The organism is Paenibacillus sp. J22R67, assembly GCF_059692175.1.
In genome coordinates this window covers 473,162-499,064 of sequence record NZ_JCAUAX010000003.1, presented here as the reverse complement: position 1 = coordinate 499,064, position 25,903 = coordinate 473,162, and the positions used below count along the sequence as shown (strand labels likewise).

22 protein-coding genes are annotated in these 25,903 nt (G+C 47.6%); 7 read left to right on the top strand and 15 right to left on the bottom strand.

The features are described from left to right. Nucleotides 1-59 precede the first annotated feature (59 nt). The 5 genes from AC58VC_RS14185 to AC58VC_RS14165 all read right to left on the bottom strand — a co-directional run bounded on the left by AC58VC_RS14185 (nt 60) and on the right by AC58VC_RS14165 (nt 7,598). Complete coding sequence (locus AC58VC_RS14185) at nt 60-827, bottom strand: DeoR/GlpR family DNA-binding transcription regulator (RefSeq protein WP_497369399.1); 768 nt, start codon at nt 825-827, stop codon at nt 60-62. A 9-nt stretch (nt 828-836) separates the two neighbouring features. Continuing rightward, complete coding sequence (gene rhaB, locus AC58VC_RS14180) at nt 837-2,339, bottom strand: rhamnulokinase (RefSeq protein WP_497369805.1); 1,503 nt, start codon at nt 2,337-2,339, stop codon at nt 837-839. Beyond that, entirely contained in the window at nt 2,333-3,553 is a 1,221-nt protein-coding gene (rhaI, locus tag AC58VC_RS14175) for an L-rhamnose isomerase (RefSeq protein ID WP_497369398.1), read from the bottom strand. Before rhaI ends, rhaB begins: the two co-directional genes overlap by 7 nt. Before the next feature lie 33 nt (nt 3,554-3,586). Beyond that, the gene (locus tag AC58VC_RS14170) at nt 3,587-5,656 is read right to left on the bottom strand and encodes a bifunctional aldolase/short-chain dehydrogenase (protein WP_497369397.1); all 2,070 of its coding nucleotides are present in this window, start codon (nt 5,654-5,656) and stop codon (nt 3,587-3,589) included. 1,060 nt (nt 5,657-6,716) lie between these two features. Continuing rightward, entirely contained in the window at nt 6,717-7,598 is an 882-nt protein-coding gene (locus AC58VC_RS14165; RefSeq protein WP_497369396.1) for a DMT family transporter, read from the bottom strand. Nucleotides 7,599-7,737: 139 nt separating this feature from the next. Between AC58VC_RS14165 and AC58VC_RS14160 the strand changes: the two genes are divergently transcribed. Then, on the top strand, nt 7,738-8,601 hold the full coding sequence (locus AC58VC_RS14160) for a LysR family transcriptional regulator (protein WP_497369395.1): 864 nt from the start codon (nt 7,738-7,740) through the stop codon (nt 8,599-8,601). 12 nt (nt 8,602-8,613) lie between these two features. Here the strand turns inward: AC58VC_RS14160 and AC58VC_RS14155 are convergent, their stop codons facing one another. The 3 genes from AC58VC_RS14155 to AC58VC_RS14145 form a co-directional block, all read right to left on the bottom strand. Further along, entirely contained in the window at nt 8,614-9,231 is a 618-nt protein-coding gene (locus AC58VC_RS14155; RefSeq protein ID WP_497369394.1) for an SLOG family protein, read from the bottom strand. A 78-nt stretch (nt 9,232-9,309) separates the two neighbouring features. Continuing rightward, a complete protein-coding gene (locus AC58VC_RS14150) occupies nt 9,310-10,350 on the bottom strand; it encodes a dienelactone hydrolase family protein (RefSeq protein WP_497369393.1) in 1,041 nt (346 codons plus the stop codon). 22 nt (nt 10,351-10,372) lie between these two features. Further along, entirely contained in the window at nt 10,373-11,656 is a 1,284-nt protein-coding gene (locus tag AC58VC_RS14145) for a Gfo/Idh/MocA family protein (protein ID WP_477501826.1), read from the bottom strand. Nucleotides 11,657-11,815: 159 nt separating this feature from the next. Between AC58VC_RS14145 and AC58VC_RS14140 the strand changes: the two genes are divergently transcribed. After that, nucleotides 11,816-12,640: a helix-turn-helix transcriptional regulator gene (locus AC58VC_RS14140; RefSeq protein WP_497369392.1), complete on the top strand. Its 825-nt coding sequence runs from the start codon at nt 11,816-11,818 to the stop codon at nt 12,638-12,640. Nucleotides 12,641-12,971: 331 nt separating this feature from the next. Here AC58VC_RS14140 and uxaC read toward each other — a convergent pair whose 3' ends face one another. The 3 genes from uxaC to AC58VC_RS14125 all read right to left on the bottom strand — a co-directional run bounded on the left by uxaC (nt 12,972) and on the right by AC58VC_RS14125 (nt 16,387). Further along, a complete protein-coding gene (gene uxaC, locus AC58VC_RS14135; RefSeq protein WP_497369391.1) occupies nt 12,972-14,372 on the bottom strand; it encodes a glucuronate isomerase in 1,401 nt (466 codons plus the stop codon). A gap of 124 nt (nt 14,373-14,496) precedes the next feature. After that, nucleotides 14,497-15,426, bottom strand: a complete 930-nt coding sequence (locus AC58VC_RS14130) for a VanW family protein (RefSeq protein WP_497369804.1) — start codon at nt 15,424-15,426, stop codon at nt 14,497-14,499. 151 nt (nt 15,427-15,577) lie between these two features. Further along, nucleotides 15,578-16,387 carry a phytanoyl-CoA dioxygenase family protein gene (locus AC58VC_RS14125; RefSeq protein ID WP_497369390.1) on the bottom strand — a complete coding sequence of 270 codons (810 nt, stop codon included), beginning with the start codon at nt 16,385-16,387 and terminating at the stop codon, nt 15,578-15,580. A gap of 161 nt (nt 16,388-16,548) precedes the next feature. On the opposite strand from AC58VC_RS14125, the gene AC58VC_RS14120 reads away from it, so the two are divergent. From AC58VC_RS14120 to AC58VC_RS14105, 4 genes are all read left to right on the top strand, one after another. Next, nucleotides 16,549-17,322, top strand: coding sequence for a helix-turn-helix domain-containing protein (locus AC58VC_RS14120; protein ID WP_497369389.1), 774 nt, complete (start codon nt 16,549-16,551; stop codon nt 17,320-17,322). A gap of 68 nt (nt 17,323-17,390) precedes the next feature. Beyond that, nucleotides 17,391-18,623 (top strand): aminopeptidase, encoded by a 1,233-nt coding sequence (locus tag AC58VC_RS14115; protein ID WP_497369388.1) that lies wholly within the window; start codon nt 17,391-17,393, stop codon nt 18,621-18,623. 156 nt (nt 18,624-18,779) lie between these two features. Next, entirely contained in the window at nt 18,780-19,697 is a 918-nt protein-coding gene (gene rocF, locus AC58VC_RS14110) for an arginase (RefSeq protein ID WP_497369387.1), read from the top strand. A gap of 122 nt (nt 19,698-19,819) precedes the next feature. Next, nucleotides 19,820-20,509 (top strand): DUF1361 domain-containing protein, encoded by a 690-nt coding sequence (locus AC58VC_RS14105; protein WP_497369386.1) that lies wholly within the window; start codon nt 19,820-19,822, stop codon nt 20,507-20,509. 62 nt (nt 20,510-20,571) lie between these two features. On the opposite strand, the gene aspA is transcribed toward AC58VC_RS14105, so the two are convergent. Next, on the bottom strand, nt 20,572-21,990 hold the full coding sequence (gene aspA / locus AC58VC_RS14100; RefSeq protein ID WP_497369385.1) for an aspartate ammonia-lyase: 1,419 nt from the start codon (nt 21,988-21,990) through the stop codon (nt 20,572-20,574). Nucleotides 21,991-22,493: 503 nt separating this feature from the next. On the opposite strand from aspA, the gene AC58VC_RS14095 reads away from it, so the two are divergent. Beyond that, nucleotides 22,494-23,693, top strand: coding sequence for an ornithine--oxo-acid transaminase (locus AC58VC_RS14095; protein ID WP_497369384.1), 1,200 nt, complete (start codon nt 22,494-22,496; stop codon nt 23,691-23,693). Between the two features lie 258 nt (nt 23,694-23,951). On the opposite strand, the gene AC58VC_RS14090 is transcribed toward AC58VC_RS14095, so the two are convergent. The 3 genes from AC58VC_RS14090 to rpoZ form a co-directional block, all read right to left on the bottom strand. Next, a complete protein-coding gene (locus AC58VC_RS14090; protein WP_497369383.1) occupies nt 23,952-24,572 on the bottom strand; it encodes a carbohydrate-binding family 9-like protein in 621 nt (206 codons plus the stop codon). 155 nt (nt 24,573-24,727) lie between these two features. Beyond that, nucleotides 24,728-25,468, bottom strand: coding sequence for a hypothetical protein (locus AC58VC_RS14085; protein WP_497369382.1), 741 nt, complete (start codon nt 25,466-25,468; stop codon nt 24,728-24,730). Nucleotides 25,469-25,634: 166 nt separating this feature from the next. Then, a complete protein-coding gene (gene rpoZ, locus AC58VC_RS14080; RefSeq protein WP_497369381.1) occupies nt 25,635-25,850 on the bottom strand; it encodes a DNA-directed RNA polymerase subunit omega in 216 nt (71 codons plus the stop codon). Nucleotides 25,851-25,903 lie beyond the last annotated feature (53 nt).

Genomic DNA, 25,903 nt, shown 5'->3' with positions numbered 1-25,903 from the left:
CAAAAAACCATCCTCAGTACAAGAGAGAACATACTGGAGAATGGAAGGAACAATGTCTTTCACTCTTTATTTAATTGGATGACGTGAACACCTTTTTCCCGAATGCGTTCCACATCCTCCTTATTGGTTTGTCCGTCTGTAATTACATGCTTAATTTCGGGCCACGCCGCGACTTGCGTCAATGACTGCATCCCGAATTTACTGTGATCGGCTAGCAAATACGTTTCATCAGCAATAGAGATCATTTTGCGCTTAATTAGCGCTTGAAGCTCGTTCGACTCACTGATGCCGCGTTGAATATGAACCCCTTTGCAAGAAAGGAAAAGCTTATGGACGTGATACATGTCAAGCGATCTTTCCGCTAGTGGTCCTACGTAGGACAACGACTTTGGCGAGAGGAGTCCTCCAGTTGATATCACCTGGATTTTCTCTTTACCGCTAACCTCAAGCGCGACTTTCATCGAATTCGTAAGGATGGTTAGCTGCATATCCGGAATCAATTTGGCCATATACCAAGCCGTTGTGCTGGCATCCAAAATGATCCTGTCGCCTTCGCGAATATGCGATACAGCTTCCTTCGCAATAGCGTTCTTGAAATCGGCATGTGCCGTTTCCCTTTCCAGGAAAGGCACTTCCGACTGCGCTTCCTTCACGCTCACGGCACCGCCATGGCTGCGCATCAGCTTGCCTTCACTTTCTAACCGATCCAAATCTCTTCGAATCGTCTCTTCCGTCACTTGACACAGCTCGCTGAGCTCCGTCACTCGAATGCTTCCTCTTTCATTCACTAACTGAACGATTCTCTGCCATCTTTCCGCTACCAGCATCGTCTTCCCTCATTTCATCCTCGATCGGGACGCCACCTGACAAAATGTTGCATACGCTGCCTGCCAACCCGCAGCATCCTCGGGGATGTACGTTTTGACCGGGAACGAATTCCGAATCAGCTTCCTGGCTTCGCGCAAATTCGCGATATACCCTAATGCTATCCATTGTACTACAAGGTTTCCTAAGGCACTACCCTCGACAGGACCTGCCCAAACCTCGCGCCCTGTAGCGCTCGCAGTGAATTGACAGAGCAGCTCATTTTGAATGCCACCGCCAACAATGTGAAGTCCAGGGTACGTAACACCCGTCAGCTGCTCGGTCCATTCCAGAACAAACCGATATTTGAACGCTAGGCTTTCTAAAATGCAACGTGCGATTTCACCTTCGGATTGCGGGACAGCCTGCTGCGTATCCCGGCAATATTGCTGAATTTGCTTCGGCATATGCTGCGGATTGAGAAACATGTCATCATCCGGATCGATGAATGATTGGAAAGGCTTCGCCTGCTCAGCAAGCTTGACGAGAGCGGCAAAGCTGAGGTTCTTGCCTTCTTTATCCCACGTTCGTTTACACTCTTGGATCAACCAAAGTCCCATGATGTTCTTCAGCAAACGATTCGTGCCATACACGCCGCCTTCGTTCGTGAAGTTCCAAGCTAAAGCCTGTTCCGTTAGGACAGGTTCCATCGTTTCTGTTCCGAGCAAGGACCAAGTCCCACAGCTTAGGAAAGCAAAATGATCGTCCAGCGCAGGAACCGCAACAACGGCTGAAGCCGTATCATGCTCGCCTACGGCAATGACAGGAATGGAAGCAACATCAAGATCCGTGCATATATCCTCAGTTAACGAACCTACCCGTGTACCTGAAGGTACTGGGCTCAGCAACAAACGGGTTGGAAGATCAAGCTCCTCAAGAAGCTCTGCATCCCACGTCTTCGTTGTAGCATTCAAGAGCTGTGTCGTCGTAGAGTTCGTGAATTCACTATGTTTTTCCCCAGTTAGAAAATAACGAAGCAAATCTGGAATCATGAGCAGCGTTTCAGCGCGTTCCAGCAGTTCCGGGTTTCTTTCTTTGATTGCTGCAAGTTGAAAAATCGAGTTGAATTGCAGAAACTGGAGCCCCGTAATGGCATAAAGCTTTTCGCGTCCCACTTTGGCGAACACCTTTTCCATCGCATGGTCAGTCTGGTGATCACGGTAATGATAAGGGTTGCCAAGCAGTTCGCCGTTTTTGGAAAGCAGACCGAAATCTACCGCCCAGGAATCGATCGCCAAACTCTCGATATCTGTGTAACCTAGCTGCTTCGTCTGTAAAATGCCTTGTTTCAACTCATGAAACAAGCGCAGAATGTCCCAGTGAAGATGGTCGCCCACCTTCACTGGATCATTCGGAAAGCGGTGAATCTCCTCGATCGTCACTTGGCCCGCTTCAGAATCAAGGCGTCCGACGATCGCTCTGCCGCTGCTTGCTCCCAAATCAAAGGCCAGAACGCTTGAGGGTTTACTCACCAGCTCGCACCGCCTTTACCACGCACGTTAATGCTTTCGTCGTAGCCGCTTTCCAGGTAAGCTTTCATCGGATCAACCGGCACGCCGATTTCTTCGCGAACAGCTTGCAGCAGCGGTGTGACGTCGAATTCGAAAGCTTTACGAACCGCATCTTCCGCACCAAGAACGTCTTGACGTTCTTGCGCATCTCTCACTTCATCCAGGTTGATGAGAAGAGCTTTTGCATATTGCGTTTGAACGTTCAGCACAGAACGCAGCATCGCTGGAATTTTGCGCTCGATATTATGGCTTTGATCAATCATATACGCAATGTTGTTTGCCGCCTGACGGATTTGCGGGTTTTTATCGTTCGCGGCATCAATGATTTGGTAGAAAATCAGGAACAATTCGTATGGATTCACGGAGCCTACGATCAAATCGTCATCCCCATATTTGCGGGAATTGAAGTGGAAGCCGCCGAGTTTATTTTCATCTAACAAATAAGTCACGATATGCTCAATGTTGGTGCCTTGCGGGTGGTGGCCTGTGTCTACAAGCACTTCTGCTTGAGGACCCAATTTGTTCGCCATGTTGAACGCCATGCCCCAATCCGCCAAATCCGTGTGGTAGAAGGCTGGCTCATAGAATTTGTATTCAATCAACATCCGCATGTTAGGCGTCATTGCATTGTACATTTCTTTGAGCGACTCATACATCCAAGTTTTGCGAGCGCGAATGTCAACTTGACCTGGGTAGTTGGAACCGTCTGCGAACCAGAGACTCAGGACATCGGAGCCAACGGTTTTGGCGATGTCCACGCACTCCAGCAAATGATCCGTCGCTTTGCGGCGAATCGCTGCGTTCGAATTCGTCACGCTTCCGAAGATATAATCATCTTCTTGGAAAAGGTTCGGGTTAACCGCACCGATAGAAACGCCTAAATCAGCTGCATGCTGTTTCAGCTTCGCGTAATCGTCCACTTTATCCCAAGGAATGTGAATCGCCACCGACGGGCAAACACCCGTCAGTTTATGAACCTGCGCAGCATCCTCGAATTTCTCAAAAGGGTTGCGTGGCACGCCGTTTTGCTTGAACACTTTGAAGCGAGTTCCAGAATCCCCGTAACCCCAGGATGGAGTTTCAACTTTGAGGGCTTTCAGCTTGGCTTTTACAGCAGCTAGATCAATACCTCTACTTGCTTGCTGTTCTTCAAACAGTGCATATGCTTTATCACTCATCGGATAATAGCCTCCTTATGGATATGGTACGGATTAGCGGGTGAATGCAGCCGGAACGCCACCGTCAACGGTTATCATGCAGCCTGTCGTTTTCTCTGCCTTGGAAGATGAGAAGTATACGATAGCTTCTGCAACGTCTTTCGGGAAAATGTTAACAAGCAATGTCGTTCTTTTGCGGTAGTGCTCTTCGAGTTGATCGGGTTCAATGCCGTAAGCCGCTGCGCGCTCATTGCGCCAGTTGGAATTCCAAATTGCGGAACCTTGGAGAATCGCATCCGGTAGTACGGAGTTCACGCGAATACCGTATTCGCCGCCTTCAGCTGCGATACAACGTGCCAAGTGAATTTCAGCCGCTTTCGCTGTTGAGTAAGCAGAGGCATTTTTACCTGCAAACACCGAGTTTTTGGAGCCGACGAATACCATGCTGCCGCCAACATTTTGCTTTTTCATAATTTTAAAAGCTTCTCTAGCTACCAAGAAATATCCTGTGCTGAGCACGTTCATGTTCAGGTTCCACTCTTTAAGGGACGTTTCATCGAATGGACTTGATGTCGCTAGACCAGCGTTATTCACGATAACATCAATACCGCCATAGCTAAGGATCGAATCGCGGTAAGCCGCTTCCACTTCTTCTTCTTTCGTTACATCCATTTTTACAGCAATGGCTCTGTTCTCGCCGTATTGCTCGTTCAGCTCAGCCGCCAATTTCTGCGCGCCTTCTAGATTCAAGTCCGCCAGCACAACATGTGCGCCTTCTTTGAGGAATTGACGAGCTGTTACGCTGCCGATTCCGCCCGCGCCGCCAGTGATGAAGGCAATTTTGCGGGAGAATTCCGCTTCTGCAGGTGCAAGTGTCAATTTGTATAATTCAAGCGGCCAGTATTCTACGTTGTAAGACTCATTTTCGCTCAAGGAAACGAAAGTTCCAAGGGCTGTAGCGCCTCTCATAACGGAGATTGCACGGTGGTAAAGCGCGCCGCTGACTTGCGCCATAGCCCAGCTTTTGCCTGTGTTAATCATCCCGATACCTGGGATCAAAATAACGCGAGGAGCCGTTTCGAAAATAACATCGCCTTCATTTTTGTTGCGCTCGAAGTACGCTTTGTACTCTTCTTTGTATGCAGCAATACCAGCTTGCAAAGCTTCCGTCAGGGAAGCAGCATCACGGGAATTCGGATTCCAGTCGATGTATAGCGGCTTCATTTTTGTATGGACCAAGTGATCCGGGCAAGCTGCGCCTACTTGAGACAGAATGGCTGCATCTTTGCTGTTAACGAACTTCACTACATCGTCAGCGCTGTCCACGGTGAGGATCATTTTCTTCTCTTTGCTTACAGCTCCGCGAACCGTTGGCAGTACTTGCGCCAAAATGTCGTTGCGCTCGGAATCGGAAAGAGACTCATATTTGGAACCGCCGTACAAGTTGTCCACATTAACCCGCGCTTCGATAAAACTTTCAGCTTCATTGATGATTGCAAGTGTTTTGAGATAGCTCTCCTCGGACGTTTCGCCCCAAGTGACCAGACCGTGCTTCTCCATCAATACTAGCTCAGCATTTGGATTGTTTCTTACGCCTTCAGCAATCATTTTGGAAAGTGTGAAACCAGGACGTACATAAGGTACCCATACGAAGCGGTCGCCATAGATTTCTTTCGCCAGCTCACGGCCATTGTGTGCGCAGCATAGCGAGATAATCGCATCCGGATGCGTGTGATCTACGTGTTTGAACGGCAAGAATGCATGCAAAAGTGTTTCAATAGAAGCACGCGGATGTTTGCTGTCGATCATGCAGTTCACAAGGTAAGCAACCATTTCCTCGTCGGACATTTCGTCTCTTTCGTACAAAGGACGAATGTCTTCCATACGAAGACCTGTGAAATTCTTTGCTTTCATCGTCGCAAGGTCAGAACCGCTTCCCTTGACCCACATCACTTCAACGTCACGACCACGGAAATCTTTTTCGATTGTTTTGTAGGACGTATTACCTCCGCCCCAGTTCGCAACAGCACGATCTGTTCCTAGTAAATTGGAGCGGTAAACCAATTCCTCTACGCCTTTTGATACGTTGTTCGCCTTTTCTGCTTCCCACAAATTCGCAACCATAAGTATCCTCCTAGTATAGGGATCTCTGAGCGCTGCCCAAAGTCTCTCCTCTTCACATCCCATGATGTGTTTGTTTTTGATGGATTTATCGTACCACATCTTTGTTTATTTTTGAATCATTATTTTTATCTTTGTTTTTCTTTGTTGAAAAGAACGGTAAACACCTCATTTGAGGAGGCTCATCGCATCTTCGAAGACCAACATAAAAAGCCCGACGGATCAAACTCCGTCAGGCATTGGTGTTAGCTACTTTTACTAACCTTCCACCATCTCACACTCTAATCTCCATACAACCAACTCCCGTCTCATTTGCCAATAACAAATTTAAAGAAACCTAACGTGAACCCCGCTAGTGCTCATTTTAGGGGAACTTGAGTCCCCTATTCAGAGGGAAACAAGCTATTTCCTCTCTGAGCGGAACTACAGGATCTTATTCCCCTCCATGTCACGCTTTAAGGGTGAAATTGGCAAAATAGCAGACCGTAGTTCCCCTGACTGGTGGAAAATGCAGCTTTTCTGTAAAATAGCGGCGTGTAGTTCCCTCCCTCTGTAAGGGTCGTAGTAGACACAGCAAACACCATGTCCTCTACGAGCTCTCATTGGATGAATTCCGATGAAACTTGAATATTTGCTGCTGAGAGAGCCTTTTCGGCATTCTCAGGGGCTGGTTTCGCTCGCGGGGGGCGCGAGACGGCCTTTAAGGACGGCTCAGCGGTGGATTCCCCGCTGGACGCTGGTTTCGCTGCTGAGAGGGCCTTTTCGGCACTCTCAGGGATTGGTTTCGCACGCGGGGGGCGCGAGACGGCCTTTAAGGACGGCTCAGCGGTGGATTCCCCGCTGGACGCTGGTTTTCGCTGCTGAGAGGGCCTTTTCGGCACTCTCAGGGGCTGGTTTCGCGCGCGGGGGGCGCGAGACGGCCTTTAAGGACGGCTCAGCGGTGGATTCCCCGCTGAATGCTGGTTTTCGCTGCTGAGAGGGCCTTTTCGGCACTCTCAGGGGCTGGTTTCGCGCGCGGTGGGCACGAGACGGCCTTTATGGATGGCTCAGTGGTGGGTTCCCATTACCGAGCTCGCACCAATCGCTCTCCCGAGCGCGCCTTCCCCTCCCAATTCACCAAAAAGATGCCCACACAAATAAAAGCACCGCCCAAACCGACATACCAAGCGACCTTCTCACCAAGCAGCAGCCAGCTAGAGAGCAGCCCGAACACGGGAACTAAGAACAAGAATGCACTCGTTTTGGCAGGGTCTCCGCTGCGAAGCAGATAAAACCATAAGGAGAATTGCACAATTGACCCCATAATGACAAGCCAGAGCATTACGACTACAGACGTCGGCGTAAAGGAGAAATGCGGATGTTCAGTCACCGCTCCCAGAAGAAGAAGCGCAATGCCTCCCGCAAGCATTTGATACGCGGCCAGCACCGTCATATCGAAACTAGCTCCCCACTGTTTAATGAGCAACGTAGATGCAGCAAAAAATATGGCACCGAGAAAGCCGATCAACATGCCTGCCTGGAAGTTCAATTGTAGTCCGAAGGTAACGACCACTCCAATGAAACCAAGCGCTACACCGAGCCATTGCCGCCCTCGATATTTGGCTCCTGTCAGGAAAGTGCCTAAGACGATTACGAGCAGAGGGTTCGTACAAGTGATGATCGAAGACTCACCTGAACTAATCCAATGCATGCTGTAATAGGCGCAGCCCATCACACCCGCTGATTGCAATAAGCCGATCAAGCCCGCTTGCCCCCACATTTTCAAACTGGAGGGCCGTGGCTTTTTCCTCACGATGAGCGCTAAAATTCCTCCAGCTAGAGCAAAGCGGATACCCATCAGAAAGAACGGCGTCGAATAATCGAGCCCGACCTTACCTACGGGAAAAGCGACCCCCATCACAAATGTTGTGACAAGAATAAGAGCTATATATTTATATTTGTTCATCTTAAAAAACCTCCCTATCAACAAGATGATCTCATTGTAAAGGAGGGTTGGAATTATGTATAATGATTGCTAAAGATATTTGAAATCACAATTAATGATATCAAAGACATTCAAATATACGCACAGGAGGATCATAACGATGGAAAGCTCAGATTTGCGAGTGTTTCAAATGGTTGCCCGGGAGGGTTCCGTTACCAAAGCTGCGGGACGCCTCGGTTACGTACAATCCAATATTACCGCTCGGATTCAACAGTTGGAATCTGAACTGCAAACGGTCCTCTTTTCCCGTCATAATCGAGGCATGTCCTTAACTTCTAGCGGTAAAACCTTGCTGACATATGCAGATAAAATCGTCGGTCTGCTCGATGAGGCGTTCCTGGCACTTTCTTCAACAGGTGAACCTAGCGGTCCGCTCTTGATTGGCTCCACACAGACCGCTGCAGCGGTCCGCCTCCCCAAACTGCTTGCCTCTTACTACGAGCAGCACTCTAATGTACAGCTCTCTTTAACTACTGGGCATACGCAATTTTTGATTGAAAAAGTACTTCACTATGAGCTCGATGGCGCTTTCATCGGTTGTTCCTGTACACATCCTGACTTGCAGTCCACTCAGGCATATGAAGAGGAATTGGTCGTCGCTGCCGGTCCTGGCGTTGCCACACTTTCCGAAGCTTTGACGAAGCCTATTCTTGTCTTCAATACAGGCTGTTCCTATCGCGACGTTCTGGATCAGTGGCTACAGTCCATTGGCAAAACACAACCAATCATGATGGAATTCGGTATGCTTGAAGCCATTATTGGGGGAATATCCGCGGGACTGGGGATCTCGCTCATGCCCAAAGCTGTCATACAGAAACAAGAAAGGGAAGGTTTAATCCGCACCTTTGCGATTCCAGAGCCTTACCGTTTTATCAAAACGGAATTTATCACGCGCAAGGATGCTTTTATTAGCAGTTCATTGAGCGCTTTTGTCGACATGCTGCCAGAAGCCGCCCGTGCGTAAAAGGCAAAATTCTTAAATTTCCTCATAATCAGCGGGAGCATTTGGATGCTTGGCTTCCATGTCCCCCCACTGATCGCCGTGCTCAACATCCTGTTCATCTTCGGCGACATTTTGCAAATCGCTGGCATTAATCGTGATGATTGGGTAGTCGTGATTAGCCGCAATCTGGGCAGCTTGCAGTTTCATGAACTTCGGAGACCCTTCTGTATCCTCATCATAGACAAGAAGTATGCCGTCCGAATTACGCAGCAGGAACTTGTCCCGTTCCTTAAACTGCCAAGGTCCCTCATATTTCGTTTTCGTGATGCTATTTACGTAATTAGCCCGAGTTATAACGCTCGTGTAGCTATTCTTTTTATCGTCGCTCCACTTCTCTTCTTGCTCCAAAAAAGGCGTGATTACGGCCAATTTGAGCTCTGGATAGGTGCTGGCTCTAAGGTCAAGAACGGCTTCCGCCGCCCATAACTCGACACCCCATCCGCCACTGACAACCACCCACTCAAGTCCCTCTTCAATCAGCGGAGTGAGTCTCTTTTGAATCGCTTTTTTAATAATCGCAATGCCTGGATGTTTTAATGAAAAAATGCCTAGCTCTGATGCTTTATATCCTGTAATTAATATTCTTTTCAAAAGAGGCACACCACCTTGTTAACTCTCCCTAAAGGGTAGCATAGAACGATAGCGATAGAAAGCAAAAAGAGCCGCCGGTTAATAACCGGACAGCTCTTTACTCATAGCCTCAACAAGCCAAGGATACGCCTGACTCCCATTTACTTCGTGTTTACCTTCATACAAATGGAATCCCAACCGCTCAGCCGCACCAAATTTCGTAAACTCAGCCTTCAACTGCTCAATCGCCACTTCCACCGTAGCAACCGGGAAAATCCGATCCTGCCTGCCAGAAGCAATGAATAACGAACGCGGTGCAATTAACCCTATTAAGTCAGGCAGCTCCGCATAGGCCAGCGCGCCTGGCAAGTAGTTGTCGATGCAATGCCGAAGATGCATAATACTTCCCTTGAACGTATTCGCAAATGCGCATAACACGGTAGCCTTGACGCGTTCATCCAAAGCCGCTGCGTAAGAAGCAACTAAGGCGCCTCCTGAGAAGCCAAAGCAGCCTACGCTGCCGCCTTCGACATCCTCGCGTGTCAGCAGATAATCGATGGCCCGCTGCGCTTCCCGCACGCGCAGCCCTGCGAGTGAAATGCCGTACAGCATCAGATGGGAAGCAAGTGCTTGGCAAGAGGAGTTGCCAACTTTCCCATCCTTCAGTTCCTCAGCCAACCTTCGATCGCCGAAACCGATAATTTCCGGCACCATGACGATAAAGCCGCGTCTCACTAATTCAAGCGCATAATTGCCATGAGAATCCGGTTCTCCGGTATTTTCGGTGCCATCCGCATGCATACCCGATATCTGCCTACTGCCATAGCCATGCCCATGCAGGGCAAGGACTGCGGCTGATCTCTCCTTTTTCCCCTTGGGGATCAGCACGTAAGCAGGGACACGGAATCCCGACACCGTCCCAAATTCGATTCGCTCCTGAATATGATCCTTCCGTTCGACACGCTCAAGGAGAACAGGGCGAAGCTCATCCTTCGTCATCAAACCTATCTGCAACGAACTGGCCAGCCCTTGCTTAAGCCTTTCCCTAGTCTGCTCAGCGCTCTCTTCCCTCATCTGCGCTTGACGTTTCTGCTCATAGGAGAGATAGAGATTCTCCATGATGGCATCTGGATTCCACATACCGTCGCCTCACTCTCATTTGCTAAAAAGTGACTAACTTATCCACGGCAACGGGTTGTCCTGTGCGCAGTGAAATGTTGCCAGCGATGCCTGTAAGAATGGACATAGCACCATCCACATGAGAAGCTGCTCTTTGGAAGCGATCGTCTGATGCTTTTTCGAAAATATCGCGAAGTAGCACCGGATCTCCGCCACCGTGACCGCCAACGCCTTCTTCGATTTGAACCTGATAAGGCGCTGCGAACATAGGGAACACTTTGATCGTTTTCTCCTTCAAAGCACCTTCGTCTTCTTTTTTACCGCCGGAATTGACGTACGATTGCTCAACGACTTTCATTTCTATACGGCCTTTGCTGCCGTTAATATGCACATTAAAGCCTTCCCATGGCATGTAAGCATTCAAAGAGTAGGTCAGAATCGCTTTATTTTTGTAGCGAACCATAACGCCCATCGTATCTTCGATGTTAATACCGTCGCCGAAGACGCTTTGATCGCGCTGATAACCGTCTTCATGCTCCGCATTTAAATATAAGCCTTTGAGGTGCTCGTTTTTATCCAAATGCAGCGCAAAAGGATCATCCTTCGCATTCTCATTGCCTGTCGCACGTTGATAGAACTTGGTTTCTCCGCGTTTCTCCGCATTTTCTCTACCGTAGAACATCAATCCGCCCATTGCATAAACGGTTTCAGGACGCGTTCCCAACCAGAAGTTCACAAGGTCAAAATGATGCGTCGATTTGTGCACGAGCAGACCGCCGCCATTGCGCTTATCCCGGTGCCATCTGCGGAAATAATCCGCGCCATGCTGGGTATTAAGCAGCCATTCGAAATGCACGGAGTGAACGTCACCAATGGTTCCATCCATAATCAGCTCGCGGATTTTCGTATTGTGCGGTGCATAGCGGTAATTGAAGGTTACGCGAAGCTGACGACCTGTCCGCTTGATCGCATCGAGAATCTCTTGACACTTCTCTTCATCCACGGTCATCGGTTTCTCCGAAATAACATCGCAACCTAGCTCCATCGCTTTAATAATGTACGTGTGGTGCGTGCGATCAACGGAAGTTACAATGACATAATCCGGCTTTTCTCTACGGATCATTTCTTCGAATTCATGCGCTTTATAAGTGGGTACAGCCTTATATTCATATTTTTTTTGCAGCAAACCGTTCGTAAAATCCATTCTCGTTTGATTAATATCGCAGATTGCAACCAGTTCAGATGTATCTTGGAAATCCCTTACAATAGCGCCATAGAAAAATTCGGCCCGTCCTCCGGTGCCGACGACTGCATAACGTTTTTTCATAACCGGTTAAGCCCCTCTCGAGAATAAGTTTTCTTACCTCAAGATTAATACAATATTTGCTGTGTTTCTAATCAAATCTTATCTAATGTCTTTCAATCTTTGCATATTTTGCTATAATAACAGTACATTTTAGTTTGAGTGATCGAAGAGGTGGCCCTTGTGATCCAATATGAAATTGAAAGACTGCGCAGAGATCGGCCCTACTCCATGCAAGTGAATCATTTCCATGATCATTATGAAATCTACTATTTGCTGAGTGGCAAACGCTACTACTTTATACAAGATCGTTCGTACTTCATCCAAGAAGGCGATCTCGTTTTTATCGATAAAAATCAGCTGCACAAAACGCGAAATGTCGATGCCGAGACTCACGAGCGTATTTTGCTCAGTTTCGATGATAGATGGATTCGCTCTATTGGTGAGGATGCGTCCACGCACCTGCTTGTGCCTTTTGTGCAAAAACAGCATGTATTCTCGCTGAACGGTACGAATCGTACCCTGGTTGAGAATCTGCTGTTTCAACTGCTTCGGGAACAGCAGCAAGCGCTCGGTGGTTGGCAATTAAACAGCCGCGCATTGTTTACGCAGCTGTTGATCTTCTGCTCGCGCCTGACTGATAAGATCAGCACGGCTCAAGATCACGCGCCACAATCCCACAATCCCAAAATTTTCGAGATTGTGGCCTTTATCAATGAGCATTATCGGAATCGGCTGACGCTTGCTTCGATCTCGGAGACGTTTTATATCAGTCCCAGCTATTTTTGCCGTTCTTTTAAAGAGACGACGGGTTTCTCATTCGTTGAATATTTGAACAATGTGCGGATTCGGGAAGCTCAGCGGCTGCTAAGAGAAACGAAGCTGAAGGTGATTCACATTGCGGAGCAATCGGGTTTTGATAGTGTCGCCCATTTCGGCCGCGTTTTTAAGCAGGTCACCTCACAGACGCCGCTTGAGTGTCGGAAGTTGATGCGGTTGAGCCAGTAGTGGGCAGGTGGATCGTGTTGGATGCGAATGGATGGAGATTAGATGAGAATAAATGGAAAAAGTGGTATTGGTGGATGCTACTTGAGAGTATGGCTTGTGACTAGTTGTTTTGAGTTGCTGGTCGCTCATCGCTCGTTGCACATTGTTGTCGCTTCGTGGTTGCTGCTTACGCTTACTAGTAGCTGGACGCTATACTGCCCGCCAGTTCGCGGCCCATGCCTCACTGCCCTCTTCCCGCAGCTGCTCACAAGCACGCCAAGCCGCGCATCCACCAAAACCAAAAAAGGCTCCCCACAAGCAGATAACTCTACTTGTGGGAAGCCTTTTTCATTTAAAACCCAAAATATTGTTTCGCGTTATTATAGGAAATGCCTTGAACCAATTGCTTGAGCAGCTGATCATCGTTCGGGAACTCGCCATCTTCAACCCACTCGCCGATCATGTTGCACAAAATTCTGCGGAAATAATCATGTCTCGTGTACGACAAGAAGCTTCTGGAGTCGGTGAGCATTCCGACGAAACGGCCAAGCAAACCGAAATTGCCGAGCGATTTCATCTGCGAAACCATGCCGTCTTTTGTGTCATTATACCACCAAGCGGCGCCAAGCTGGATTTTGCCCGGGATCCCGTCGCCTTGGAAGCTGCCCATCAGCGAAGCAAGAATTTCATTGTCGCGTGCGTTCAATGAGTAAAGGATCGTTCTTGGCAGCGAATCCGCTACAGCCAGGGAAGACAGCAAACCAGTAAGCGCGCTAGCTACAGCGCTATCGTTGATGGAATCGAAACCAGTGTCCGGTCCGAGTGTTGCAAAAGCTTGTCCATTATTGTTACGGGACGCGTTGATATGGTACTGCATCGCCCAATCCAGCTTTTTATAAACGCCGCCTAGGAACAACAAAGTGAATGCTTTATATTTTTTCTCATCTTCCAGACTAACTGCGTTACCAGCCAAGGCCGATTTGAAAATCTGTTCAACTTCTTCTTTGGTCGCCACCGCAAAAGGCACGTAATCCAAAGCATGGTCAGACACTTTACAGCCCACGGAATGAAAGAATTCAGCTCTGCTCTCAAGTCCTGCAAGCAGGTCATCATAGGAAGAGATCGTGATGTCAGCCGATTTTTCCAGTTGAGCGATCCACGGGAGGAACGTAGCTCGGTTGATTTCGAGCGCCTTGTCAGGACGGTAAGACGGCAGCACTTGGGTTTGGAAATCTTTGATTTCTTTGATTTTGATGTGATACTCCAAGGAATCAACCGGATCGTCCGTCGTGCAGATTACGGTTACTTTGGAATTCGTGATCAGGTCTCTGGCGCGTGAACCGCCTTCAGCCAGCTTCGCGTTCACTTTTTCCCAAATGGCAGGCGCATTCTGTTCATTGATCAGGTCATTCACACCAAAGTATGTACGAAGCTCCATGTGGGACCAGTGGTAAAGCGGGTTGCCGATTGCCATTGGCAGCGTACCTGCCCAAGCAACGAAACGATCATAATCGCTAGCTTCTCCAGTAACTTTATTCTCCTCAACGCCGTTAGCGCGCATCATTCTCCACTTATAGTGGTCGCCGTATAACCAAGCTTCCGTAATGTTATTGAATTGTTTATTTTCATAAATCTCTTTTGGGCTCAAGTGGCAGTGATAGTCAATAATCGGCAGATCTTTGGCATATTCGTGGAACAAATGAACAGCGGTTTCATTAGTAAGTAGGAAGTTTTCATCTAAAAACGTTTTCATAAAGCGAATTTCCACCTTTCTCGACCTGAATGATCTGCCCTTTATTTTAGCCGAAGGTGGGAGTGAAGTCTTGTGATTTTTTGCTTTAATTTTGCGAAATATGCATATATTGACCTCTCAAAGTCTACGAATTTGAATTCTCTGCGTCTGCACCCGCCGTTATTTCTTCCGGTATAGCTTTGGAAGCGCCCGGGACGTGCCGCGGCTTATGATTAATCAACTCAGAGGAGTAGATGCTGACATAGACTCTGCCCGGCAAAGCCTGCGCTCTGATGAGGATCGGCTGATTATAGTTATTTTTGAAGCTAAAATCCGGTCCACCCCAATTCACCGTCGCGTCTCTTCCTGAAGGTACGTAGGGTACAGATCTGCTGTGCGAGTACCTTTCTACAATCGTAAGTCCTGCGCGATCCACCGCATTATAAAGGGTCGAAGAAATTTGACAAATACCGCCGCCAATCCCTTCGGAAAACTCTCCTCTAACAATGACTTTGGCCGGCATATAACCTTTTCCACGCGTACGAACACCAACCACCCGGTTAAAAGAGAACGTTTCGTTCGGGAGAACTACGTAATTGTTAATCGCCTGAGTAGCGAGCTTAATATTCGTAAAACGGTGCTTATTATTGGAATTAAAATACGTCACATAATAGCCGATTGGATGTACTCGGATGCTAGCAAGCAGCTCACTATCTACTTTCGGATAAATAGTCAGCACGGGAACATCGAATTTCAAAGGTCCTTCACTGTAAAATTGCTTGTAAAATTGTTCCACGAAGGCACGCCGATTCAACTGCGCTCCTGGAATTTCTTTCACAATTCCTCCCGCATCGCTAATCGTCGCGTTGACAGGCTTCCGGTACGCTTTCTTCTCCATTTCGGTCACAAGACGATCTAATCTTTCATTATTGATCAACGGCACATCAACATAATCAACTCTGTAAGCCTCACGCTGCACATTCGCTTGAATTTGAGAACTTCCATCTTTGGTTGTCTGATCCGCCATTTCATTCATCTGCATCAAAAGCATGAGACCCGCAATCCATCCCTGCATCGTCAATTCAATCACCCCTCCCCTATTGTAAACAATTGAAAATTTTCCATACTAAATAAATGAATTCCTAGCCGCAATGTAAAAAGGACCGTCCCCCTGACCCGTATTTGGTCGAGGAACAGTCCCTAATTTATCTGCTTATTATATCGCCTTAATGCGGATAAGCCGCTTCGAATTCATTCCCGCAAGGTCCGCCGCTAGGGTTATTTTCCAGATCGACGGCTTCGCCGTTTTGCCGGAACAAAGGGCAATAATGTTGGCTTATATGCGTAGCGGATTCATTGGCATAATGGCAGATGAACGCCCTGCGGAAGCGATCTTTCGTTTTGTTGCGATACGAGCCGTGGATCAGATTGCCGTTAAAAAACAGCACATCGCCTCTATCCATGACGACAGGCATTGCCTTTTCGTCTTTTGGCGGCTTCACATAATGCGTCGTAAACGATTCTTTGGCGTCTGCAAGATCCGGGCAAGAAAGATCCAACGTATTCGTTTTTGGCACGACGAGTAGACCGCCGTTTTGCTCATCTGCGGCATCTATAGCTGTCCATGCGGCAATACAGTTGCCAGGCTCAACCTGCAAGTAGAAGTTATCCTGGTGCAGCGCTTGACCGCGAGAGCCTGGCGGTTTGTAATAGAACATACTTTGCGCAGCTAGTGCTTCCTCCTCATACAAATCAGCTAACACCTCCATCACCGGCTGATGCAGCATATACTTCTTGGCCGTCTCATTGAAACGGTGCGGATGCATGACACGCGGGTAACGCTTCAGAGGGTCGGAGGCATCTGCCTGCAGATCAGGTTCAAAATATCCCGGTACCGTCTGCATCGAAATCTCTTCAAATGTGGCATCGATTTCGGTCAAATTTTCCGCTGAAAATAAGCCTTTAACAATCAAATAACCTTCACGTTCAAAATGCTGTTTTTGCTCTATGGTTAGTTTAAGCAATGTTTTGGACATTCTATCTTCCCTCCAAGTTATCTTGTATTCTTCCTGCTTTCAGCATACCGAATAAAGCGCTCTCACAGAAGTAAGAATGCTGCTAATTAATCCTACAATCCTGCTATTTTCTGTTATACTTAATTCAATCAGCATCAAGCTCTCAGGAAGGAGCAATCTTCATGAATATCGAAGCAAACACTTTCTTGGCGGGGCATTTCAGTGAATCGGATTCTTATGTCACCATTCGCCCTGAAGGACGTAATGATTGGCTACTTTGCTTCACGTTAGACGGGGAAGGTTACTTCAAATATGGCGGAACAGAAAGGCGCTGCCGAGCAGGGGATCTCACGCTGCTTGCTCCAGGAACACCGCAGCATTACGGTACGAGGAAAAGTCATCATTGGCACTTTGTTTGGGCTCATTTTCCGTCCATCCTCGCAGAAACGAATCTGCTTCCTAAGGAAGATCATCTCTTCCTCACTATAGAAAGCGAGTCGCTCCGAGAACGCATCTATCAAGCTTTCGCGCGCATCCTGCAGGATTCCAGAGAGCGTGGGGAATACTGGTTTGAGCTGATCCTTTCCTCCTTGCGGGAAATCCTGCTCATCATGGCGCAGAAAACAAGCCGTACCATGGACCCTCGCATTGAAGAGGTCCTCCACCTCTTATCCCAGCAAATGCGCGAGCCCGTCCGCATCGAAGAATTAGCCCAGCATGTCGGGCTTTCCCCATCACGGCTTGCTCATCTTTTTAAAGCCAGCACAGGCTATTCCATCATTGATTCCCTCAATCGAATGCGGATTCAGCAGGCCGCTCTCCTGCTTGAGCATACGCAGCGAAGCGCTTCGGACGTCTGTTATGACGTTGGTTTTCAAAACTATAATCACTTCACCAACCAATTTCGCAAATGGCATGGCACTAACCCTAGCACTTTCATGAAAGAACGACGGTAAAAATTATTTGACAGTTTACAAACTCCACGATAAACTGCTAGCAAGCTATAGAAAAAAGGAGGATTTCTATGACCTTTGAACGTAATCTTGATAAATATGCGGAACTTATCGTCCGCGTGGGTGTGAATATCCAATCCGGGCAAACGTTGTGGATTAACGCTCCTATTCTCCATCCAGCTCTTGTGCGCCTCATCTCCCGGAAAGCTTATGAAGCAGGTGCCAAACACGTACATATCGAATGGCAGGATGAAATTAGCACTCAAATTAAATATATGCATGCACCAGAGGAAGCTTTTCACGAGTATCCTGCCTGGCGCGCTCAAGCACTTAACGATTTAGCGGAGAATAACGGTGCTTATCTATTGATCGATGCCGTAGATCCTGAGCTGCTGAAAGGTGTCGATCCTGCACGTATTGCCGCAAATTCCAAAGCAGCAGGACCTAAATTGGTAAAATGGAGAGAAAGCATGTCCTCCTATTTCATGACATGGTCGATTGTCGCTGCGCCTACGCCAGCCTGGGCCTCTAAGGTGTTCCCAAACTTGGATGAAGGGGCTGCTATCGATGCCCTGTGGGATGCGATTTTCAAAGCAACACGGGTCGATCAAGACAATCCTGTGGAGACTTGGCACGAGCATAACGCTACCCTGCGCAGCAAAAGAGAACAGCTCAACGAGAAGCAGTTCCATAAAATTCATTACCGTGCCCCGGGCACCGAGCTAACTGTCGAGCTGCCGAAAAACCACATTTGGCGCGGCGGATCAGCTACGAATGGAACGGGAGGATTTGAATTCAATCCGAATATCCCGACAGAAGAGGTGTTTATTTCACCGAATCGACTAGGGACACAAGGGACAGTACGCAGCTCGAAGCCGCTGAGTTATCAAGGAAATTTGATCGATAACTTTACGATCACCTTCGATAATGGACGTGTCATCGACTATACAGCCGAGGTAGGATTTGAGTCCTTGAAAGCTATGATCGAAATGGATGAAGGCGCCCACTACTTAGGCGAAATTGCTCTTGTTCCTCATGATTCACCGATTTCCAACTCGAATCTGATCTTTTTCAATACACTTTTTGATGAAAATGCTTCAAATCATTTGGCTTTGGGAAGAGCTTTCCCTACTTGCGTGGAGGGTGGACCTGCCATGTCCAAGGATGAGCAGCGCGAAGCAGGGCTTAACGACAGCCTGATCCATGTAGACTTCATGGTCGGTTCTGCCGACATGGATATTGACGGAGAGCACGCAGACGGCCGTATTGAACCTATTTTCCGCAAGGGCAACTGGGCATTTTAATTTAGACAAAAGAGACCTTCTAAACCACAATAAGAGTGGAACGGAAGGTTCTTTTTTCATATAGTATAAGAGCATGGGTTCTTACGAAATTGGGAATGTTAGTCAGAAGGTAGACGGAATTTCTTGCACCCCATCCAAACAAGAGGAGTTGGTCGTATGAGTACCAAACCGACGATTGCTGCGATTAGCGTGCCATTTGATCTTGGAGCAGGCCGACGCGGGGCTAGTAAAGGACCTAAAGCTATTTTGCAAGCAGGCTTATTGCGAGGTTTGCAGCAAATGGATATGACGATTCAGCATGTGGCGGAGATTCGTCTTCCGAACGATACAGCAGCACCGCTTCCCCCTGAGGTGGAAAAAAACAATTTAAAATATTTAGCTGAAGTAATAGACGTCAACACTCGCTTGGCTGAACAAGTTTCCAACGTGGTGGAGCAAGGGCAATTCCCCCTCGTTATCGGCGGCGATCATAGCATTGCTATTGGGACATTGGCAGGGTTATCCGGGCATTATACGAATTTAGGCGTCATCTGGATTGATGCGCATTCTGATTTAAATACGGCGGACACTAGTCCGTCCGGCAATATTCACGGTATGTCACTCGCGATTAGCCTTGGGATGGGGCATCCTCTGCTAACCGGCATTAAAGGGGATCAAGCCAAGGTGAAGGCAGAAAATATCGTCCTTATCGGGTCTCGTTCACTGGATGAAGGCGAGAAGAAGCTGATCCGTTCACTCGGCATCAAGTGCTACACGATGCATGATATCGATCGCAAAGGCATGGCCGCCGTGATGCAAGATGCCATCGCTTATATAAGCGGTAAAACAGATGGCGTTCATGTTAGCTTTGATGTTGATTCCTTAGACCCGCTCGAAGCACCGGGAACCGGTACAGCGGTAAAAGGCGGACTCCAATTCCGCGAAGCCCATCTCGCCGTAGAGATGCTGCATGAAGCAGGTATCGTCACATCCGCCGAATTCGTTGAGGTCAATCCGCTGCTCGACGATAACAACAAGACCTCGCAACTTGCTGTCGGCCTCATTAGTTCATTGCTGGGCAAACAAATCTTATAGCTATCCGCTCGAACTGAAACTCGTATTCCTCACAGGAATATGGGTTTTTCTGCTTGTTGCAAGTAGGTTTACTTGGTAAAATATAGAGGACTTACGAGACGGACATTGGACTGGAGATCAGCATGAAAACGATAAATCAATGGATTCTGCAGCTTTTACTTGCCCTGCTTTCCTTATCCACGATTGGCATCTACTTCTTCTTCAAAAACCAAACGTATTTTGAATTTCTGAATTGGAATCTGTTCCTTGCCTGGATACCCAATCTCTTCGCTTTGTTGACCTATCTGCTACATTTACGCCGACCTTCCTTTATTGTCCATATGTTCATGGTCATCTTTGGCCTAGGCTGGCTTCTGTTCCTGCCAAATGCGCCGTATATCATAACTGATTTCCTTCACTTAACGCTTTTGAAGGACTTATACATAACCAAAAAAGCTTGGGACATGGCATATTGGAATGACTTTTTCACCATTTTTTTATATGCATGGAATGGATTATTACTTGGATGCAGCTCCATGTATATGATCCATGTCGTTATGATGAAGCATTGGGGCCACATCATTTCATGGTTCCTCATGATCGTAACCTCGCTACTAAGCGGATATGGTATTCTTTTGGGCAGAGAATATCGCCTGAATAGCTGGGATGCCCTGCTGGACATCGATATCGTGAATACCCTGGAGAAGAGCATACACAAAGAGGCAATTATTTTCTGCGTGCTTGTTGGTTTTGTCATCTTGGCCATGTATGCAACTTTCTATTTACTTATCAATGGCATTGGCAGCTCCAAGCTTGCAACGTCTAAAAAATAACAACAACGCCCCCACCTCATCTTTCCGATGAGTTGAGGGCGTTTGGTTCGTTCAGGCCTGACTTAGTCGGTAGGCTGCAGCAATCTTTCGCCGGCAATGCCTGGCGTCGTCATCTGAATCGGATTGAGGATTTCTTCAATCTCCTCTGTCGTCAGCAAGCCGCGCTCCAGAATCAGCTCTTTCAGCGTCATGCCTGTGCGTACAGCCTCTTTCACCAGCTGCGCGGCCACCTCATAGCCAAGATGCGGATTCAAGGCAGTCACGATGCCGAAGCTTTGCTCGACATAAGTGCGGCACCGGTCACGGTCCGCTTCCAAACCTTCGATCGCGAAGCGCTCGAAGACATCCGCCGCGTTGCGCAAGATTTTGAGTGACTGCAGCAAGTTAAACGCCAGTACAGGTCCCATGACGTTAAGCTCGAACTGACCTGCTTCACACGCCAAGCAAATCGTATGGTCGTTCCCGATGACTTGGAAGGCAACTTGGTTCACAACCTCCGGCATAACGGGGTTCACTTTGCCCGGCATGATGGAGGAACCTGGTTGTCTTGGAGGCAATTTCAGCTCTCCTAGACCGGCCCGCGGACCTGAAGCCATTAGACGAATATCGTTGCATATTTTGGACAGATTCACCGCACATACCTTCAAAGATGCGGAGAGTTCTGTGTAAGCATCCATATTCTGAGTACCATCGACCAAATGCTCGGCATTCTCAACCGGGATTCCACACTCATCTTTCAAATGAAACATCACGCGATTGACATATTCCGTCTTCGCATTCAGCCCCGTGCCTACGGCAGTTGCCCCCATATTCACTGTCAAAAGCCCCGTTGAAGCTTGGCGAATTCGATTGATATCACGTTGCAAGACACGTGCATAGGCACCGAACTCTTGTCCAAGACGAATCGGAACAGCATCTTGAAGATGCGTTCTTCCCATTTTAATCACATCATCAAATTCTGATTCTTTCCTGGCAAAAGCGCTCTGCAGCGAAATCATCGTCTCGATTAATTGTTGAGATAACCGATATGCGGCAATTTTGATTGCGGTAGGAATAACATCATTCGTTGACTGCGACATATTCACATGATTATTTGGATTACAGTGGAAGTAACTGCCTTTCTCCTCACCCATCAGCTCCAGAGCCCGATTAGCCAGAACTTCATTCATATTCATATTGATCGATGTTCCTGCTCCACCTTGGATGGAATCTACAATGAACTGATCCAGAAGTTTACCTTCTCTAACTTCTTCAGCTGCTTTTACTAGTGGCTCACCAATTTTCTTAGGCAGCATATGGGTTTCCATATTCGCCAGAGCTGCTGCCCGCTTTACCTCTGCTAAAGCCGTTATCAGTTCTGCATGAATTTTAACGCCTGTAATTGGAAAATTTTCAAGCGCACGCATCGTTTGAATGCCATAATAAGCCTCGACTGGAACTTGTTTTTCACCTAAAAAATCTTTTTCAATGCGAATACTCATCGTACACACCGTTCCTTTTTCATTAAAGTAACTGCTCGCGAAGTAGGTGTTCTAGTAGCATTTTTCAGAGATAGATTTTAATTGACCACTGTAATGCACAGTAGTTATCCTAACTATTCGCGCCATCTTACTCGTATTCCTGCTCCAATATCTGACACGCCTTGTAATAAATTTATGCGAAAATGAAAGCATTTTCATAAGTCGAAAGGTTTTAGTATTCTTCAAATTATATTACCCAACTTACGCATTACCATGACTCATTTGGGTACATTTCAAAAAAGCTTGCACCTCGTCTAACTTTCTCTACTAATATATGCTCGTAAGCAGCCACATGCAAAGGACATTTCCCAAAAATGAGCTGCCCGAATATCGAACAAGCGACCTATAGCCGCACATGAGCAACCTGATAACCAGAAGAATACAATGGATTACAAGCTCGCTATGTGCGACAATACAGGTATCAAGACACGTTTGGCCAGGTTGCACTCCAAGGAGGAATACTCATGGACACAAAAAGTTCTTTGATCATTGAGAAAACTGAAAAATACGGAGCACATAATTATCATCCGCTGCCTATCGTCATTTCAAAAGCGGAAGGTGTTTGGGTCGAGGATCCAGCCGGCAACCGTTTCATGGATATGCTTAGCGCTTACTCGGCTTTGAATCAGGGACATCGTCATCCCCACATTTTGAAAGCGCTCCATGAACAAGCTGAGAAGGTCACTTTGACTTCAAGAGCCTTTCACAGCGAAACACTCGGCGTTTTTTATGAAAAATTAGCGAATTATACAAATAAGCCGATGATTTTACCGATGAATACCGGAGCGGAAGCCGTAGAAACGGCGGTAAAAGCTATTCGCCGCTGGGGCTACGACGTTAAGGGGATTCCGGATGATCAAGCGGAAATTATCGTCTGTGAAGGAAATTTCCATGGACGCACGGTGACGGTCACTTCCTTCTCGTCATCGCCGGAATACAAGCGCGGATTCGGGCCTTTCACGCCGGGCTTCCGCATCATCCCTTATGGGGATGTGGAGGCACTTCGCGCGGCGATCGGACCGCATACAGCCGGGTTCTTGTTCGAGCCGATTCAAGGCGAGGCCGGCATTGTTATCCCGCGGGATGGCTATCTGCGGGAATGTTATGAGCTATGCCAAGCGAATCGTGTGCTATTTGTCGCGGACGAAATCCAGACTGGATTCGGCCGTACGGGCCGCCGCTTCGCCACGGACTGGGAAGGCGTCACGCCGAACCTGTACATTATGGGCAAAGCGCTTGGCGGCGGTGTTTTTCCGATCTCGGCTGTGGCCGGAGATCGCGAGGTCCTTGAGGTGTTCGAGCCCGGATCCCACGGCTCCACCTTCGGGGGGAACCCGCTCGGCTGCGCCGTCGCTATCGCGGCGCTGGAAGTGATCGAAGACGAGCAGCTCGCAGAGCGCTCGGATGAGCTTGGGGCTTATTTCCTGAAGCGGCTTCAGGAAATTCAGTCCCCGCTGATCGCGGATATTCGCGGACGCGGGCTGTTCATTGGTATTGACCTTAAGGTCCCGGCCCGGCCCTTCTGCGAACAGCTGAAGGAGAAGGGGCTATTGTGCAAGGAGACACACGAGCACATTATTCGCCTCGCTCCTCCGCTAACGATTACGCGGGAGGAGCTGGATTGGGCTTGGCAGCACGTGAATGATGTGCTGAGTGGCGCTTAAATTAGTTATGGCAATCTAATAATCTGAGCATATGGGAACTACAGGACGCTATTTGAGCTAAATCGGGCATATCCTGTGTGAATCGGAACTACAGGACCTTATCTGCCCCAAGTTGGCCACTTTCCATCCCAAAACGGTGAAATAACGGACCACAGTTCCCCTTATCCTGCAAACAGCTGCATTTCAGACAAATAGCGTCCTGTAGTTCCTCTAAATAGAAAAAGCTCCGACTCTCCATGATGGAAGTCGGAGCTTTTTCTATTCTTTCACAAACACGAGCGTACCAAAACGCTGAGGAATATGAAAATTGACAGCACCGGTCGTAGACCATGCCCAGTAATGCCGCTCCCCTTCCGTATCCTCATCGATCCGGTATAGATTCCAGCCCCACTCGGCACCATGCCGCGGGACACTCGCTTGTTCATGTTCATCCGTTAAATCTGCAAATGGAATTCGCAGCTCGTAATGCTTCCACCCCTCTGCCCCGTCGGTGACAAAGGTGCGCAAACCCTTACCGTCCCAAGCTACGTCCACTTTTTTATTCCCATCGAGGTTATTGTGAATCAAAGCATCGAATTCAACGCCCCGGGGGCTGAGTTCGAATTCGTAGTAGACTTTGCCCGTCCCCACGGGATCAAGAAACACTTCCACGACATCCTCCTCGTAGATTGGATCATCACGCCGTTCCATCGTAGCCACGACATGATCGTCCTCGCAATCAAATCGAACAAGCAAAGCATCTACGGTCCAGCATGCACGGAATCGAGTTTCCAAACGAGGATTGGCTCCAGTTACAACATCGTACAACACACCCGGGGTTATTTCATCCCAAGGAATACGTACATTTTCATCAGCTATGTATGGGCATTCGTATCTCATTCGAGTTCATTTTCCTCCCTTTGCAATTCATCTTTGTAAACCATATTAATCTCTTATGACAAGGATGCCAATAGGTAAAAGTGTGGGAGTGCGCCATGAACACAATAAAACCGCCTATCCGCGGTTCATCGTTGTTTATCTATTCCTCTTTTGTTTTAATCATCCTCATCTCGCCATTTTGAATCATCATCTTCCACTTCCACATCCTCCTCTTCACCTTGCAGCAATTTCCACTCTTTTACCATATCGTGAATGAGTGACTGTTTAGCTTCAAGATGAATATTGTTGCGAATATGATCAACGAATTGATAATAGAGAAGAGATACCAGCTCATCCATATCCATATAGATATCTTCTCCTCTTGCTTCAAAATCCGAAAAGAGCGTCTGCACTCGGCGAACTTTGGAATCATCTAAAGGAACATTCAGTGTTTTGTATCTGTTATCTGAACGAACAGAATGCCTAGCATCATGGCTCAGTGTCCATTGAAATTTCATCGCTGGATTCCCGTCAACTCTGGTTGACTTTTTGGAATAAGGGTGGTGAGGGGCAGAAGCAGCCACATAACTTATCGTTTGCGAATGAGGCCTGCCGTATAGAACGTTCCCATAAGTATCTCTAAGCTCCAGAAGATGATCATATGTCATCATTTCTTTCCGAACTTGATCTACAAAATTATCAAACAGGATGCGAATAATAAAGGTAATCGTCATTTTCGTGGAAGGCATGGAGCTGTCTTTCGCAAAATAGTAGAGGTCATCAATAAAAGCCGTCGTTCGCTCAAAATAGGTATGCGGTGCGCTAACCTTGATGTTACGAAGCGAAATATCCGCTGTTCCTGACGCTTTCCGCGAACGAAATATATGAAATATCCCTTTGATCATGGGCTTTATCATCCAGCTACAACCCCTTTATACGCAACTCATTCCTCTCTTACTAGTATTCTATCTCTACTAAAATTATGACTAGACTCCACACGCAAAAAAACCTTCACGCATACAAATGACATCAGCTAGCTACTAGCTGCTCATTTGCTGCATTGAAGGGTTTTCTCCTGGTCTTTTATTTCTTATCCGGCTCGGTCAAAAGTTTTTCATAACTGATATAGTTGCCATAAAGTTCTTCTAAAGCAATCCCAACATACTTATGAGACTTTTGGCCTTTCAAATCAGATTTTGCACCATCACGCAAGGATCTTGCTCTCATGGAAGAAGCTACAACTAGCGAATATTTGCTATCAACGATATCAAGCAGTTTATCAATGGAAGGATATAACATTCAAATTACCTCAGTTCCCGTATTGCGATTTTTGGTATTCGACGTTTTTCATG